The organism is Methylobacterium sp. CM6247, from assembly GCF_054817925.1.
This window is the reverse complement of record NZ_JBTXKX010000003.1, coordinates 604,283-621,115: the sequence shown is the minus strand read 5'-3', so window position 1 is coordinate 621,115 and position 16,833 is coordinate 604,283. Positions and strand designations below refer to the sequence as shown.

Below are 16,833 nucleotides of genomic sequence, written 5' to 3'. Positions count from 1 at the left end.
TCGGGGGACAGGGCGTGACGAACGTCAAGCCGCGAGCCCGGACACGTCCTTCGCCGCCGCCCCGGTCAGCGCCGTGAGGAGCAGGTCGACGCCGTCGAGGAGGTCGGCGGTGTCCATGGTCTCATGCGGGTTGTGCGATCCGTTGGCGTTGCGCACGAACACCATCGCGGCGGGCACGCCGGACCCGGCGAAGACAGCGGCGTCGTGACCCGCCCCGCTCGGGACGCGCTCCACCGGCGCGCCCCGCGCCGCGCCGGCCGCCTCCAGCCGTGCGATCCAGCCCGCATCCATGGCGGCCGGGGCCGAGGTGAGGGCCGAGTCGAAGTCGAAGCTGACGCCCCGGCTCGCGGCGATGCCCCGGCAGGCCTCCTGGAACAGCTGGTCGAACCGCGCCAGCGTGTCCGAATCCTGGCTTCGGATCTCGAAGCTGAACGTCACTTCGCCGGGGATGACCGAGACGGCGTGCGACTGCACGGATGTCGTGCAGATGCCCGCCGTCATCACGAGGTCGACGCCCATCTGGAGCAGCACGCGCCAATGCTCGTCCATGCTCGACAGGAGTTCGGCCACCGCGAGGAGCGCGTCCTTGCGCAGCCAGCGGGGCACCGCCCCGGAATGCCCGGCCTCGCCGACGCAGCGAATGCGGTGGCGGCGGATGTTGCCGCGAATGCCCGTGACCACCGCCGAGGGCCAGCCCCGCGCGATCATCACCGGCCCCTGCTCGATATGGAGTTCGAGATAAGCGGCGATCTCGTGCGGCCGCAGCAACGCTTCGCCCCGCGAGACCGCGTCGACATCGACGCCGCTGCGGGCCATGGCCTCGCCGAGGGTGCCTCGGCCGGCGCGATGGGGCAGGGCCAGGGCTGAGGCGGGCAGCCGGCCGAGGAGGGCCAGCGAGCCCGTATAGGCCTTGCCGTACCAGGCGCTCTCCTCCCCGCGCAGGGCCAGGACTCGCAGGGGCGGCGCCAGTCCGGCCCGGCCGCGCAGGCGGTCGAGCACCAGCAGGCCGGCGACGACCCCGGCGAGACCGTCGAAATTGCCGCCCTGCGGCACCGAATCGAGGTGCGAGCCGATCACGACCGGCGGCTCGGAGCGCGCATCCTCGGGCAGTCGCAGCCAGAGGTTCTGGAAGCGATCGCGCTCCGCCGCGAGGCCGAGTTCGGCGGCGAAGCCCTCGATGGCCCGCATCGCCGCCTCTTCGCCCGGGCCGTAGGCCTCACGGGTGACGCCGAGCCCGTCGCGCGAGAGATCCGCCACCGTGTCGAGGATGCGGTTCGCCAAGTGCAGGGGCCGGCTCACGCGCCGACTCCGCCATGGGCGAGGGACCACGCGACCGGGGCCGCCGTGAAGGCGTCGAGCATCGCTCCGGCCTCCGCGCTGAGGTCCCCGGCCTCCCGCAGAGCGGCGAGGAGGTCGCGCCACGTCGTGAGGGCGTGGAGGGCCAGGGCATGCTCGGCCCAGCGCGCGGCGGAATCGGGATAGATCCCGTAATCGACCACGACGAGGACGTCGGCGATCGCGGTTCCGGCCTCGCGCAGAGTCCGGGCCGCCGCGATCTTGGAGCGGCCGTCCGTGGTGACATCGTCGACGAGGAGAAGGCGGGCCTCGTGGGGCAGGCGTCCTTCCAGGCGGGCTTCCTGGCCCCAGCCCATCGGCTTCTTGCGCAGGTAGAGAAGCGGCAGGCGCAGTCGCTCGGCGATCCAGGCCGCGAAGGCGATGCCGGAACTCTCCGCGCCGATGATCGCGTTGACGCCGCTCTCGGCGACAGTCCCGGCGAGGCGCGCGGCCGCGTGATCCATCGCCAGGGTCCGCAGGGCCACATCCGACATCAGCAGGCGGGTGTCGACATAGACCGGGCTCGCCCAGCCCGAGGTGTAGATGAAGGGCTGGCCGGTGGTGAGGCGCACGGCACCGACCTGCACCAGCGCCTGGGCCACCCGCGCGGAGGACGCGGCCGGCTGGAAGGTTGAGGACATCGCGACGTTTTCCGGGAGTGTCGGGGGAAGCGAGGCCGCAACCTAGGCAGGGGCTCGGGGCCCGAGAAGTTCAATCTCCGACGTCGAGGCATCGCATTCCGCGACGGCTCGGCCGACCGTCGACCCGCGATGGCGCCGGTTTTGCCTGCCGACACGGCGAACTTCGTCAAGCCGGAAAGCCCCTTCGTGCCGTCGCCGCGCCACTTCCTTCGCCAGCTCGATCTCGGGACGCTGGAGCTGTTCGTGCTGATCTGCGAGACCGGCAGCATCGCGCGGGCGGCCGAGCGCGGGCAGATCGCGGCCTCCGCCCTGAGCCGCCGCGTCGCCGAACTCGAAGCGGTGATCGGCCATCCGCTGCTGGCCCGCCATGCCCGCGGCGTCCGGCCGACCTTCCTCGGCGATCAGCTGCGCCAGCACGCCTTGACGATCCTGCTGAACGTGGAGCAGTTGCGCAGCGACCTCTCCGAATTCGCCGGCGGGGTGCGTGGGCGCGTCCGCCTCAGCGCCAGCGCCTCGGCGGTGGAGCAGTTCCTGCCCGGCGATATGGCCCGCTTCGCGCGGACGCATCCCGACATCCGCATCGACCTGCGTCAGCGCAGCAGCCGCAGCGTGGCGCAGGACGTGATCGAGGGCGAGGCCGATCTCGGCATTTGCGGCGCCTGCGAGCCCGGCCTTCCCTTGTCGGCGCGGCCCTACCGCACGGAACGCCTCGTCCTGGTGATGCCGCAGGGGCATGCGCTGGGCGTCCGGAGCCACGTGGCCTACGCCGAATCCCTGGATTTCGAGCAGGTCGGCATGCGCGGCAGCAGCACGGTGCAGATCCACCTCAATCGGGTCGCCCGCGAGGCGCGGCGCGCCCTGCGTCAGCGGGTCGAGGTCGACAGCCTCTCGGCTATGTGCCGGATGATCGAATGCGGCATGGGCATCGGCGTGATGGCCGAAGGTGCCTTCCAGGCCCTGGGCGAGCGCCACCTGCACGCGGCCGAGCTCACCGATGCCTGGGCGGTGAGCGCCCTCAACCTCTATGCCGTCGATTTCGCAGCCCTGTCGGGGCCGGCAATGCGGTTCGTCGAGGGGCTTCTCGCGCCGGAAGCCGTCGCCGATACCAAGCTTCAGTGAGCCATGATCCATGAGTCAGGCTCGCTGAGGCCCTGCGGACGAAAGCCCCTGCGCGGCCGCGTGGGTAAACCTCAATAATTCAAGCTAACGGAATGGGTGTTATTGTAAATCAGCTCGATATTGCTTCCGAGTTTTGCTCGTTACGGCTGCATGCCGCGATATGATTTACAATATGATTGCTATAATTTGTAATCTATAAAATATTAATTAACATTTTACTGATAAGTGTGCCTTTTATAAGTACAGATACGATAATTAGTGCGTATGCCGGTTTTTAGACTAGATTAGTCTGATAATTCGCAGTAGGGAGGGGCGCCCCAGAAGGCATGGTGCCGACGACCCCATGCCCCCCCCCCCCGAGGGCCTCGCATTGCATTGGCTCCCGATGTGGAGCCTTCCACGAACCTGAACGAAGGGCGGCCTCGCGATGCGGCGGAGCCGTGGGGATGAGTCATGACGCTGCCGAACTCGACGACCGACGTGACCGGCCTGAACAAGGCGACCGGCATCATCACGACGGCGAGCCGTGTCGGCACGTTGAAGACGGGCGACACCGTCACCTTCACGCTAGAGGCGGAAACGGCCGTCACTGTCACGGGCGCGCCGCGGCTGACCCTGAGCAACGGCGCAACCGCCACCTATGCCGGCCTCGACGGGGAAGGACGCGCGACCTTCACCTATACGATCGCGGCCGGGGAGGACGACGCGAGCCTCACCGTCACCGGCCTCGATCTCAATGGCGGATCGCTGGACAGGCCCGGCCTGCTCGACTTCGCGACTGCACCGAACGTCACGGTCGGCGGCGCGCCAGCGAGTGTGACGGTCGCCGACGTGAACGAGGATGGCAAGCTCGATATCCTTACCGCCAACAACAGCAGCAACACGGTTTCGGTGCGGCTGGGCGACGGGGCCGGCGGCTTCAGCGGCACGACCGACGTAGCCGTCGGCTCCGCTCCCGCCAGCGTGACGGTCGCCGACGTGAACGGCGACGGCCGGCTCGATATCCTCGCCGCGAACAGCGGCAACAGCACGGTTTCGGTGCGGCTGGGTGACGGGGCCGGCGGCTTCAGCGGCACGACCAACGTATCCGTCGGCTCAGAGCCTGGCAGCGTGACGGTGGCCGACGTGAACGGGGATGGTCATCTCGACATCCTCGCCGCGAACAGCGGCACCGACACCGTCTCGGTGCGGCTGGGTGACGGCGCCGGCAGCTTCGGCGGCACGACCGACGTCTCCGTCGGCGCCCAGCCTCGCAGCGTGACGGTGGCCGACGTGAACGGCGACGGCCATCTCGACATCCTCGCCGCTATCCAAAGCAGCAACACCGTCTCGGTGCGTCTGGGCAACGGAGCCGGCAGCTTCAGCGGCACGACCGACATAGCCGTCGGCAACGCCCCCTTCAGCGTGGCGGTGGCCGATGTAAACGGCGACAACCGGCTCGACATTCTCACCGCGAACAACGGCAACGGCACCGTCTCGGTGCGGATGGGCGACGGGGCCGGCGGCTTCAGCGGCACGACCGACATAGCCGTCGGCCCTAACCCCTTCAGCGTGACGGCCGCCGACGTGAACGGCGACGGCCGGCTCGATATCCTCACCGCGAACATCGGCAGCGTCACAGCCTCCGTGCTGCTCAACACCTCGACCACCGCGCTCACCTTCGACCCGGCCAGCGTCTCCAGCGCGACCACGGGCTCCGATACCGACCTGGCCATAGACGCCACCGCTCCGGCCCTGACCGGCACGCAGACCGTGCTCGCCGACGGCACGGAGGACGTCGCCTACACGGTGACCGAGGCGCAGTTGCTCGAGGGCTGGGCCGATGCGGGCGCCGCGATGCTGACCGTGTCGGGCCTGACCTCGTCCAGCGGCACGGTCACGGCGAACCTGGACGGCTCCTTCACCATCACGCCGGTAGCGAACGCCACGGGTCCGGTGACGCTGACCTACGGCGTCAGCGACGGCACCAACGCTCCGGCCCCCGCTACCCGCAGCTTCTCGCTCACGGCGGTGAACGACGCCCCGCTGCTCACCGGCACGCAGGCGACGCTCGTGGCCGGCACGGAGGACACCGCCTTCACGGTGAGAGCGGTCGACCTGCTGCAGGGCTTCGCCGATCCCGAGGGCGCCACCCTCGTCCTCTCCAACCTCAGCGTCGACCACGGCACCATCGTGAGCGACGGGGCGGGCGGCTACACCGTCACGCCGGACGCGAACTACAGCGGCCAGATCACGATCAGCTACAGCGTCGGCGATGGCGCGGCGTCGATCCCCGCCACCCTGAGCACCACCCTCGCGGCTGTGAACGACGCGCCGCGCCTCACCGGTACCCAGGCGACCCTGGCGGCCGGCAGGGAGGACGCTGCCTATACGGGTCGGCTCTCCAACCTACTGAAGGGCTTTACCGACACCGACAGTGCATCGCTCGCGGTCACGAACCTGAGGGCCGACCATGGCACGGTGACGATCACGGGCGGGACCTTCACGCTTACGCCGGACGCCGACTATAACGGTTTGGTTACGCTCAGCTACGATGTCGGCGACGGCACGGCCATCACGGCAGCGACCCGGGCGCTGACTCTCGCCTCAGTCAACGACGCCCCCGTCGCGACCGACGACGTGATCGAGGTTGTTCAGCGAAATTCCGTGGCGAGTGGCGTGCTCGGCAACGACATCGACCCCGACAGCGGCACCCTGACGATCACCGCGATCAGGGCGGTGACCGCCGGCACGGCCCGGACGACCATCGACGGCGCCACGGTGATCGCCGGCCGCTACGGCACGCTCACACTCCAGGGGAACGGCAGCTACACGTACGAAGCCGATGCCGAGGGCCGGGTCGCAGTGGGAGCAAGTGTCGTCGACGACTTCCTCTACACGCTCTCCGATGGACAGGGTGGCGCCGGTTCCGCGCATCTGCGGGTGACCGTCACCGGCTCCGGCCAGGGCGATGCGGACAACAACATCTTCCTTCTGACCGGCCCAGGGACGAGCGCCTCCGGGTATGACGGTGACGACACCTACATCGTCGACGCCGCCGGCGACCGCGTGTTCGAGACGGATGGCGGCGGCACTGACATGGTCAAGACCAGCGTGAGCCACACGCTGTTGGCCGGACAGGAGATCGAGACACTGAGGACCACGAACGACGCCGGCATGGCCGCCATCAGGCTCACCGGCAACGCGTTCGCGAACAAACTGGTGGGCAATGACGGCGCCAACGTTCTCAACGGCGGCGCGGGCGCCGACCGTCTCTACGGCAACGCTGGCGACGACACCTACATCGTCGACGACGCTGGCGACCGCGTGTTCGAGACGGATGGCGGCGGCACTGACATGGTCAAGACCAGCGTGAGCCACACGCTGTTGGCCGGACAGGAGATCGAGACACTGAGGACCACGAACGACGCCGGCATGGCCGCCATCAGGCTCACCGGCAACGCGCTCGCGAACAAACTGGTGGGCAATGACGGCACCAACGTCATCGACGGCGGCGCGGGCGCCGACCAGCTCTACGGCAACGCTGGCGACGACACCTACATCGTCGACGACGCTGGCGACCGCGTGTTCGAGACGGATGGCGGCGGCACTGACATGGTCAAGACCAGCGTGAGCCACACGCTGTTGGCCGGACAGGAGATCGAGACACTGAGGACCACGAACGACGCCGGCATGGCCGCCATCAGGCTCGGCGGCAACGCGTTCGCGAACACGCTGATAGGTAATGACGGCGACAACGTGCTGAACGGCGGCGCGGGCGCCGACCGACTCTATGGCTACGCTGGCGACGACAGCTACATCGTCGACGACGCCAGTGACCGCGTGTTCGAGACGGATGGCGGCGGCACCGACATGGTCAGGACCAGTGTGAGCCACACGCTGTCGGCCGGTCAGGAGATCGAGACGCTGAGAACCATGAGCGACACCGGTCTGGACGCCATCAGGCTCGGCGGCAACGCGTTCGCTAACACACTGATAGGCAATGCCGGTGCCAACGTTCTCAACGGCGGCGCGGGCGCCGACCGACTCTATGGCTACGCTGGCGACGACAGCTACATCGTCGACGACGCCAGTGACCGCGTGTTCGAGACGGATGGCGGCGGCACCGACATGGTCAGGACCAGTGTGAGCTTCACGCTGTCGGCCGGTCAGGAGATCGAGACGCTGAGAACCATGAGCGACACCGGCATGGACGCCATCGGGCTCATCGGCAACGCGTTCGCTAACACACTGATAGGCAATGCCGGTGCCAACGTTCTCAACGGCGGCGCGGGCGCCGACCTGCTCTACGGCAAGGGCGGCAGCGATACGTTCGCATTCTCGTCGAACCTCGGCTCTGTCAATGTCGACAGCCTTACCGACTTCTCAGTACCGGAGGACACGATCCAACTGGCCCGGGCCGTTTTCCGCGCTCTTGCCACGGGGCAGCTTGCGGAGACTGCGTTCAAGGATCTCGGCAATGCCGGTGCCGTGGTGGATGCGAGCGATCGCATTCTCTACAACCACAAGAACGGTGCGCTCTCCTACGATGCCGACGGCAACGGGACGGCTAGCACTGCCGTCCAGTTTGCCGTCATCGGCACGAAGGAAACGCTGACTCACCTCGACTTCCTGGTGGCGTAAGCTTCGCAATGCGCTCTGGCCGATCAATCCTGCTCGGCCAGAGCCGAGCATGCCGTATGGGCCTTCGCCTTCACGCGATCCGGCGGCTTTCTGCCCCTTCACCACGTCAACCGCTATTGCATTGACTCAGACGGATGGTTCAGGGGCTCGGTTGCGGGCATCGAAGTTGGCGGCGGCGGGCTTTATCCAGACGAAGGGGCGGGCGCTGCGGTTGTGCTCGGCGATATAGCGTTTGATGGCCACCTGCAGATCAACGACGCCACTGAACGTACCCCACTGGAGGCGGCGGCGTGTGAGCGTGGAGAAGAAGCCCTCGACCGCATTGAGCCATGAGGCCGAGGTTGGGTTGGAGGGACACGTTCATCGCGCGTGGCGGGTGTAGTCATGCGTCTGAGCGATAGGATGGCCGGGACCGATGGGACGGGTTCGCTCCAGAGTCTGGATCTGGGACTCCTCATCCTGAGCCTGTCGAAGGATCGTCGATGGACAGCACGACGGCGTGGGCGGGCGGATTTGGTGTTGTGACTGACCACATCCTCCACATTCTCGGCGAGGCCGGGTCGTGCGAGCGCTTGAAGGTACGCACCCGATGCGGTTGCAGACGGTGCTCCTGCAAGACCCGCTGCACGAAGCGGAGAGATCCTGGTCTACGCAGCGACGGCGCGGCCGGTCCAGTGGATGACCTCATCCGGCGGCACCGAGCAGGTCAGTGCCAGAGCTCCCGCCACCGTTCCTGTGAAATGCGGCGGGGTGTCGGGCAGACAGGTCTTGTCGGGTAGCAGACCCTCGACGCCTTCTTTGTCAAAGCGCTTTTGCTAGAGCCCTCCCGCAAGCCAACTGTTACCTGCCTCTCGAGCCACCTCTCCACGTTCAAGCGCTCGGTCGACCGCAGGATGCTGAGAGCGCGAACGATGCGCTTGAATGGCCGGGATTGGTCACCGGCAATCGCAGCCAGTTGTGACGTCGGTGGCTCATCGAAAGGTATCCAAACGGACTGAGCCATCACCCAGCTTCGCAGGCGTCAATCCCATCGTGAATCCTCTTGCCGCGTCAGGGCACTTAGGCCGCGAGCGCAGTCAGCAGGATCAGATCCTTGACGATAGGAGGTCTGCCTCAGACACTGACTTGAAGCACAGGGGCAGCACGATAAGAGTTAGTCCGATACCGAGTGGGGCTGCCATAACGATGGCCTCTCGAATGAGTGGCGGGCCTAAGTTGACCTGATCGAGGATGCGAGTGCCGGTCGCGGCAACGACTCCCAACGTGACGAGCGCAGAGACACCCAGGACGATCTGTGAAATCAAGCCCGCGACGAAGACTACATTGGGTGCGAATTCGATCCGGTTGGAGTAACGGAGGCTCCTCACTTAACGACGCGCATTTCTACGGGATGAGCCGATTTTACCTTGGCGGAAGAGTTTAAGCCGTATGACGCTGCGGGTCGTCGCAGTGCGTCATCGTTAGTTATTTGAGATCGGACGTCCGCATTGTGGCTACCTCGTTGAGGCTATGAAATATTCGAATACGAAATGAAAGTGCGTATTTTTAGATAGACTGAAATATACTTTAATTCAATGCTAATTTGACGCAGTATAAGTCTGGAATAAGAATAGCAAATACGGCACTACGTAAATTTAAAACAATAAACCTCGATCTCGCCTTTTCCCTTGAGAGACACCTTGCCGATATGGTTGATCGCGCTGCCGTCATGCACGCGGGCTGAGGCTTCCTCGGAGAGATGAACGGAACATCCGTCGCCGAGCGAACACAGACGAGCGGCCACGTTCACCGTGTCGCCCCAGAGATCGAAGGTGAACTTCGACCGCCCGACGATGCCGCCAACGACGGCGCCGATGTGAATGCCAGCCCGGATTCGCCATCCGGTGGAGCCATCACCAGCGATGGACACCATGTCCTGCGCGCAGCGGATCGCCGCGGTCACCGGATCGGTATGGGGCGATAACAAATTGGCGGTTGCCATGAAGGCGTCGCCGATCGTCTTGATTTTCTCCATGCCGTGCTTGTGCGCCACGACCTCGAACGCTTCGGCCAGACGCTGAACTTCGGCCACGACGTCTTCGGGGCCTTTGCTGTGGCACCACGCCGTGAAGCCGACGAGATCGATGAAGAGCACTGCGACATCGTAAAAGAGCCGCGGCTTGACCTGGCCGGTGCTCATCAGCTCGCTCACCGCCGCGACGGGCAGGATCGCGTGCAGCAGGTCGTCTGCGCGCTTCTGCTGGAGCTTGATGGTTTCCAGATGGGCCACTTCCCGGTCGTGCAGCCGCTTCCTGTCGAGGCAGGCACGGATCCGCGCTTCGAGCAGTACCGGCTCGAAGGGCTTGGGAAGGTAATCTTCGGCCCCCATCTCGATACAGCGCACGACGCTGCTGATCTCTGTCAGCGCCGAGATCATGACCACCGGGGTATGACGGAGCCGGTCGTTCGACTTTATGCTGCCCAATACGGCGTAGCCGTCCAGTATTGGCATCATCACGTCGAGCAGGACCAGATCGAACGGCTCGGTATTCAGGAGATCGAGCGCAGCGCGTCCGTTGGCGGCCCGAACGCTCTCGTGTCCGAGAAGCTCGAGCTCCTGCTCCAGCAGATCGAGGTTTAAGGCTTCATCGTCAACGATGAGGATGCGTGCGGGGTCCACAGGTCTCGTTATCTCCAGGTCGCAGCCGCTTCAGGACCGGCTGCGTTCAATCGAGCCATTGATGCAGCTTGGCGAAAAGCAGGTCTTCATCGACAGGCTTCGTCATGAAATCGTCGCACCCCGCCATCTTGGCCTTTTCCTCGTCGCCGCTCATCGCGTTGGCCGTGATCGCGATGACGGGAATGTTTCCCGTCGCCGGGTTGGCCTTGATCCGCTGCGTCGCCTCCCAGCCGTCGATGACGGGCAGGGAAAGATCCATGAGGATGAGATCCGGAATATGGCTCGCGGCCATCGCGACGCCCGCACCCCCATCGACGGCGATCAACAGCGCGTAGTCGTCCTCGAGGAGCTGTGTCAGCAGATCGCGATTGAGAGGGCCATCTTCGACAATGAGGATGGTCTTCATCGAGCGAAACCTTCGTAGTCTACGAAGAGATAGCCGGGGCGCTGCCCGGTGCTGGCAAGTCCTGTTTTTGTCCGGTTCGATTTTTCGGTGAGGACTCGGCAAATCCTGCGCCGATCCATGGCTCGCTGCCGGCCGATGCCGCGGCGCCCAACCAGGCTGTTCATCGAACGCACTCTCGCTTCCACGGCGCGGATCATTGGGCGATCTCGGCGCCCTGGGTTTCCAGCAAAGGCAATACCCGCCTGACCTCTCGGATGAGTGCGTCACGGTCGAGGCCCTGCTTGTCGATAAGCCCGCGCACGCGTTCCCGAAGCATGCCATGGTCGGCTGCGTTCAAGGATGCCGCCGTCAAGACGACAACGGGGATCGTGCGGGCAACGGGATCGGCCTGCAGGTGATCGAGGAAGGTGAGGCCGTCCATGCCCGGCATCAGGAGATCCAGGAGAATGACGCTCGGGCGCGCCTGCGCGATCCGTTCTAGGCCCGCGACGCCGTCGCGCGCCCATTCGATCGTACAGCGCTCGGTATCCAGCAACTGCCGGACGAGGTCGACCACGTTCGGGTCGTCATCGATCACGAGGATGCGTTCGCTGTCGGGGGCCGCGCGCCCAAGGGCGCCGATCAGTGACTCGCGCTCGAATGGTTTGACGATGTAGTCGCTGGCACCGAGGTGGAAGCCGAGCTCCTTCTGGTCGACGATCGAGATCAGGATTACGGGAATCTCACGCGTCAGAGGGTCGGTCTTGAGCGCATGCAGGACCTGCCACCCATCCGTTCCCGGCATCATGATATCGAGGGTGATGGCGCGCGGCTGAAGCTCCCGTGCCTTCCTCAGGCCGTCCTCGCCATTAGGGGCGCCGATTACGTCGTAGCCCGCGTCGAGCAGATTTTCCTTGAGGAGGTAGACGACGTTCGGGTCGTCATCGATGGCGAGCACGGTCCTGGACGAGGTCCGATTCACGGCTTCGGTCACAGGCGCCCGAGGGCTGGGCGGAGGTTCGACGTTGCCGTCGATACGCCGCGGAAGAGTGAGGGTGAAGGTCGAGCCCTTACCCTCTTGGCTGTCCACGCCCACTTCGCCGCCGAGCATCCGGGCCAGTCGGTGGCTGATGGCGAGGCCGAGCCCGGTTCCACTATGTGTTCGGCTTGCGGAATTATCGACCTGTTGGAACTCCTCGAAGATCAGGGTCAGCGCTCCGCTCGGGATGCCGATGCCCGTATCGATCACCGCGAGTGCGATCCGGTCCCCGACCGCGCGTGCGCGCAGGGTCACCGAACCGGTTTCAGTGAACTTGATGGCGTTGCTGAGAAGGTTGATCAGGATCTGCCTCAGCTTCTCCTGATCGGTGCTGATCGTCTCCGGCAGGCCCTCAAGATCTTTGACGAGTCGCACGTGCTCGCTTTTGACCAGGGGCTCGACCGTACGGAGGCAGAGGTCGAGGGTGGATTCGAGCGAGAATTCCGATGTCTTCACTTCCATCCGGCCCGCTTCGACCTTGGCGAGATCGAGGATGGTGTTGATCAGCGAGAGCAGATGCTCGGAACTAATCAGTATCTTTTCCAAGTTCTCGAACTGCTTGATGGGCAGCACGTCCTTGGCGCGACGCATGATGAGCCGCGTGAAGCCGATGATGGCGTTGAGCGGCGTCCGCAATTCGTGGCTCATGTTGGCCAGGAAGCTGCTCTTGGATCTGCTGGCGTTTTCCGCCGCGTCCTTGGCCTCCCGCAGGTTCTCCTCGGCACGTTTGCGCTCGATCACCCGGCCGAGCTGCGCGCCGATATTGGCCATGACGTTGAGGAGCGCCCGGTTCGGTGCTTGCGCGTCAGCCGCAAAGAACTCGAGCACCGCGACGACCTCACGACCGATCGTGACGGGGAACTCGAAAGCCGCCCGGAACCCCTCCGCAGCGGCGGCACCGGCATGGGAATGGTCGGATTCCGCATCGAGATCGAGGACCCACATCGCTTCGCCGGATGCCAACACGCGTCCCGGCAGCCCTATGCCGACAGGAAGCGGCGTCTCCGAAGTGACGGCCTGGAAGCGCGCAAAGCGCTCCGGCGTATCGCAATGCCAGATGCCGGACGACACCAGGGTTTCGCTGCCGTCATTGGCAAGCATGTAGGCGTGCCCGAGCGGCCATCCGGTATGTGCCGAGATCCGACCCAGGCAGATCTGCAAGGCATCCTCGACGTTGAGCGCCTCGTTGGCCGCGGCCGCCGTGACCTGCAGGAGCTCGACGAGAGTCGTCTGCTCCCGAAGTGCGAATTCTGCCTCCTTGCGCTCGGTGATGTCGCTCCAGGATTCGACGACCTCGACAGGTTCGCCATGCGGGCCGCTGATCAGGCGCTGCTCGTCCCTTACCCAGCGATAGATACCGTCCTTGCGCCGGAACCGGTACTCGACGACGTGGTGGCCATTCGCGAGAAGATGGGGGAACTCGGCCAGAACTCGGTCCCGGTCGTCGGGATGAAGCCGCTCGAGCCAGAAATCGGGGCCCTCGAGATACTCGCTCGGCTCGTAGCCGAGAAGGTCCCGGACATTCTCACTGATGAATGTCGGTGCGTTGCGGCCGCCCACCTCGAAGCTGCAGATCATCGACGGTGAGGCGGTCAGGAGATAGGACAGCCGACCCTGCGTCGTGAGGAGAGCCTGCTCGGTGCGCTTGATCTCGGTGACGTCCGTGTAGACGGCCACTGTCCCGCCATCCCGAGTCCTGCGCTCATTGATCTGGACCCAACGACCATCGACCCGCTGCTGAAGGATCGGCCCGCGCGGATCGCGATAAAGAGCGAGTCGGTTTTCGAGCCACGTATCGGCGGAGGAGCCATCGTTCCGCGCGATGCAATTTTCCGCGGAGGCGCGGGCAATCACGGAGAACGGTGCCCCCGGGACGATCACGCTCTCCAGCCCCGGATGAAACTGGCGAAAACGATCGTTACAGAGGAGGAGGCGGTCTTCGGCATCGAAGAGCGCGAAGCCGTCCGAACTGCTTTCGATCGCCTCGATCAGGCGCTGCTCCCCACCATCATTGGAGGGCACTGCCGTTGTGTAGGCTACCATGTCGTGCCCCGGCTCATCGAATTTCGGACGAATAGACCTGCTCTTATCATCTTATGTAATTCAAGCTCGTCGTTGCGAATAATAGATAATAATAGCACATCTATAAATTTATAAGTAATAGACTTTGACTGTTGCGAATATTAAAATTTATAAGTGAACCTTGTGGATGCCGTTCGATTTGCTCGCAGACATTACTGCATGCTTGGGCATCTGGATAGCTGGTAGATATCAAGGAGCGGTGTATGCCGGACCGGTGTTTCCAAGTATGCGCCACAGCGTCTGATCAGGATTCAGGATGAAACGTCGAAGAACGATGGAGTCATGATCGGTCTGCCGGGTGGTAAAATTATCACGCCTATGTCGGTTTGCTGGTGTTCGGTGACGTGCCAGTCACACATATGCGGGTTATTTCTAACATCCGAATTTCGATTTGCCCGTCGTTGCTCCCATGCAACAACCTCTCGATTGGCACTATCCAAAATACGTGTCAGGTCAGCCTAAATCTTTAACCGTCTCGGTAGTATGTGATCACTCCAGTGATTGCGAGAACGATAATGATTTCCCCCGTATTTATCGGGTTCATTTAGAATGTATTCGATGAATTTCTATGATTACGGCCTGCGGTTGTCGCCTCGTGATAGCGTTGAGATAAGCTCGCGTCTGCTTGGGCGAATCTCGAGCTACGGAAGCCGCCCCGATGAGAGCCGCTGACTTATCATCGGCTTCGGGCAAGGCGCCGGTCGAGAGGCGCTCGGCATTGGCGCGTATCGCGCGCATCGTTGCCGGTGCCTCCGTCGCTACGATGGTGCTGCTGATCGATTTCGTCAGCTTCTCCCAACTCATTTTTGCGGGTCCACTCGCTGAAAGCCGAATTGCCGGCATGTCGGGCATGCTGGCGGCCTATGTGCTGGGGAGCCTCGTCTTCATCGCGCTCCGGCGGAATGCGGTGGTGTCGCTTTCCTTCATCGGTGGAGCTGCGATCGTTCAGGCCGCGATCGCCGCCGCGGTCGCCGATGGGCTGCGCAAAGCCGGCATCACCGATCCGGACACGCTCGGGCAAACCGTCCTGGTCGCGTGCGGCATCTCCACTTTCGCCACCGGTCTCGTCTTCGTGCTGCTCGGTACCCTGCGGGCCTCGCTGCTCGCGCAGCTTCTGCCCTATCCGGTACTGACCGGGTTCTTGGGCGGCGTGGGGCTTCTTTTCGTACGCAGCGGGCTGCAGGTCGGCGCGCAGTTCGACGACGCTGCCGCTGCCATGCTGAAGACGTTCGGGTCGGCGTCTCCCGACCTGAGCCAGATCGATGCGGGTGCGCTTGGGCGCATTGCCCTGACGCTCGGCATTGGGTTTTGCGCCTTCAAGCTGCCTCGGCGCATTCGCCATTGGGCGACCTACCCGTCGGTCATTCTAGCCAGCCTCGTCATCGTTCATCTCGGCCTGGCCGTGTACGGAATCGACGCCCACGCTGCGCAACTGGCGGGATGGCTCATCGATCCGATGCCGGCGGGATCCCTGCTGCGCGTCCCGGCCGTGAGCAACTTCTTCGCCCTCGACCTTGGCCTGCTCCTGCCGATCCTTCCAAAGATCGCCACCGAGATCGTGGTCGCGGTGATCATCCAGATCCTGTACGTCATGAGCGTCGAGCTCGAGATGCGGCGCGAACTCAACATCGACAAGTTGTTCGTGGCGGCGGGCTCGGCCAACCTGGTCGGAAGCCTATTCGGCGGACCTACCGTGGGCTTTGGCCGAACTTCGACATTGCTGCTGCATAATATCGGCGGTGGCCACTGGCTTGGCTGGTGGCTCACCCTGACGGTGATCGCCGCGCTCCTCGTACTCGGTGGGAGCTCCCTTGCGCTGTTGCCGCGTCCGCTCGCGGGTGGGGCTCTCATTGCCATCGGGCTCGGCCTGCTGGCGAGCTTGGCGCTCGCCTGCCGGAACTTTTCAAAATGGGAAACAGGCGTCGCGCTCGGCGTATGCGCGGCGACCGCCTTCTTTGGCGCCACGGCGGGCCTTGTGCTTGGCCTCGCGCTGGCGATCCTGATCTTCGCGCTCCAGTACGCGCAGATCCCGGCGATCCGTCGTGCGTTCTCCGGAGCTGAGCGTCGAAGCAGTATCATTCGCGCGCCCCACATCACCGATCTGCTGCGTGCATCAGGGGAGCGGACGCGGATCTACATCCTGCAAGGGTACCTGTTTTTCCTGAACGCGCAGACGATCTTGCGCCAAGCCGCCGCTGACGTTGAAGCGACTCCCGATTTCCGTTTCCTGATTCTGGATTTCCGTGAATGTGTCGGACTGGACAGTTCCGCGCTGCTTGTCTTCCGCAAGATCGGGCAGTTCGCCGAGCAGGCGCGCTTCGACGTTCTGCTGGTCAATCTCGGCCCAATCGCTCATCAACAGATCGAACGTGACGGACTTCTCGTAGAGCCGCGAATACGGATCTTTCGCACCCGCGATGCGGCCATGCGGGCAGCGGAGACGGCTCTCTTGTCAGATGCCGGGACCAGCGACGAAGGTGAGGCGACATCGTTTGCTCAGCACCTTGCCGATAGGCTCGGCTGCACGGTCGGGGCTGGCGAACTGGAACCGTATCTTAGTCTCCGCACCCTGGCGGCCGGCGAGGCGCTGATGCGTCAGGGTGAGCCCGCTGACGCTTTTTACTTCCTCGAACACGGCCTCATTTCCATCCGCCTGGAGATGCCCGGCCGCTCCAACCATCGTTTGCGCACGACCACAGCCGGCACTGTCATCGGCGAAATCGGCTTGGCCCAGGGGGGGCGGCGCACCGCCACGGCGATCGCCGAAAGCCCCTGCCGCACCGTCGGCATTGATCGGGCCGCTCTGGCCCGCATGGAGCGTGAACGCCCCGACCTGGCGCTGTACGTTCAACGTTTTCTCATTCTGGAACTGGCCGACAAGATCGTCGACACCAATCGGCTCCTTGAAGCGGAGCTCTCTTGAGTCAGTCACGGGTTCTCATGAGACTTA

At 64.2% G+C, this 16,833-nt stretch carries 9 protein-coding genes and 1 pseudogene; 3 read left to right on the top strand and 7 right to left on the bottom strand.

Features of this window, described 5'->3' with window-relative positions; all coding sequences use genetic code 11:
• Positions 1–24: 24 nt before the first annotated feature.
• Together ACYQOP_RS03745 and ACYQOP_RS03740 are read right to left on the bottom strand one after the other, a co-directional pair.
• Positions 25–1,299: a hydantoinase/carbamoylase family amidase gene (locus tag ACYQOP_RS03745; RefSeq protein WP_461221209.1), complete on the bottom strand. Its 1,275-nt coding sequence runs from the start codon at positions 1,297–1,299 to the stop codon at positions 25–27.
• The gene (locus ACYQOP_RS03740) at positions 1,296–1,976 is read right to left on the bottom strand and encodes an orotate phosphoribosyltransferase (protein ID WP_461221208.1); all 681 of its coding nucleotides are present in this window, start codon (positions 1,974–1,976) and stop codon (positions 1,296–1,298) included. The genes ACYQOP_RS03745 and ACYQOP_RS03740 overlap by 4 nt, the downstream gene beginning before the upstream one ends.
• 129 nt (positions 1,977–2,105) lie before the next feature.
• Here ACYQOP_RS03740 and ACYQOP_RS03735 point away from each other — a divergent pair, with 129 nt between their 5' ends.
• Both ACYQOP_RS03735 and ACYQOP_RS03730 read left to right on the top strand, forming a co-directional pair.
• Positions 2,106–3,095: a LysR substrate-binding domain-containing protein gene (locus ACYQOP_RS03735; RefSeq protein WP_419952932.1), complete on the top strand. Its 990-nt coding sequence runs from the start codon at positions 2,106–2,108 to the stop codon at positions 3,093–3,095.
• 453 nt (positions 3,096–3,548) lie between these two features.
• The gene (locus tag ACYQOP_RS03730; protein ID WP_461221206.1) at positions 3,549–7,718 is read left to right on the top strand and encodes a beta strand repeat-containing protein; all 4,170 of its coding nucleotides are present in this window, start codon (positions 3,549–3,551) and stop codon (positions 7,716–7,718) included.
• Positions 7,719–7,844: 126 nt separating this feature from the next.
• Here ACYQOP_RS03730 and ACYQOP_RS03725 read toward each other — a convergent pair.
• The 5 genes and pseudogenes from ACYQOP_RS03725 to ACYQOP_RS03705 all read right to left on the bottom strand — a co-directional run bounded on the left by ACYQOP_RS03725 (position 7,845) and on the right by ACYQOP_RS03705 (position 13,844).
• Positions 7,845–8,721, bottom strand: a pseudogene (locus ACYQOP_RS03725) (transposase).
• Positions 8,722–9,342: 621 nt separating this feature from the next.
• On the bottom strand, positions 9,343–10,377 hold the full coding sequence (locus ACYQOP_RS03720; protein WP_461221205.1) for an adenylate/guanylate cyclase domain-containing protein: 1,035 nt from the start codon (positions 10,375–10,377) through the stop codon (positions 9,343–9,345).
• A 46-nt stretch (positions 10,378–10,423) separates the two neighbouring features.
• Positions 10,424–10,783, bottom strand: coding sequence for a response regulator (locus tag ACYQOP_RS03715; RefSeq protein WP_461221204.1), 360 nt, complete (start codon positions 10,781–10,783; stop codon positions 10,424–10,426).
• Positions 10,780–10,980, bottom strand: coding sequence for a hypothetical protein (locus ACYQOP_RS03710; protein ID WP_461221203.1), 201 nt, complete (start codon positions 10,978–10,980; stop codon positions 10,780–10,782). Before ACYQOP_RS03710 ends, ACYQOP_RS03715 begins: the two co-directional genes overlap by 4 nt.
• Entirely contained in the window at positions 10,977–13,844 is a 2,868-nt protein-coding gene (locus ACYQOP_RS03705; protein WP_461221202.1) for a response regulator, read from the bottom strand. Before ACYQOP_RS03705 ends, ACYQOP_RS03710 begins: the two co-directional genes overlap by 4 nt.
• Positions 13,845–14,541: 697 nt before the next feature.
• On the opposite strand from ACYQOP_RS03705, the gene ACYQOP_RS03700 reads away from it, so the two are divergent.
• Positions 14,542–16,806 carry a cyclic nucleotide-binding domain-containing protein gene (locus ACYQOP_RS03700; protein ID WP_461221201.1) on the top strand — a complete coding sequence of 755 codons (2,265 nt, stop codon included), beginning with the start codon at positions 14,542–14,544 and terminating at the stop codon, positions 16,804–16,806.
• Positions 16,807–16,833 lie beyond the last annotated feature (27 nt).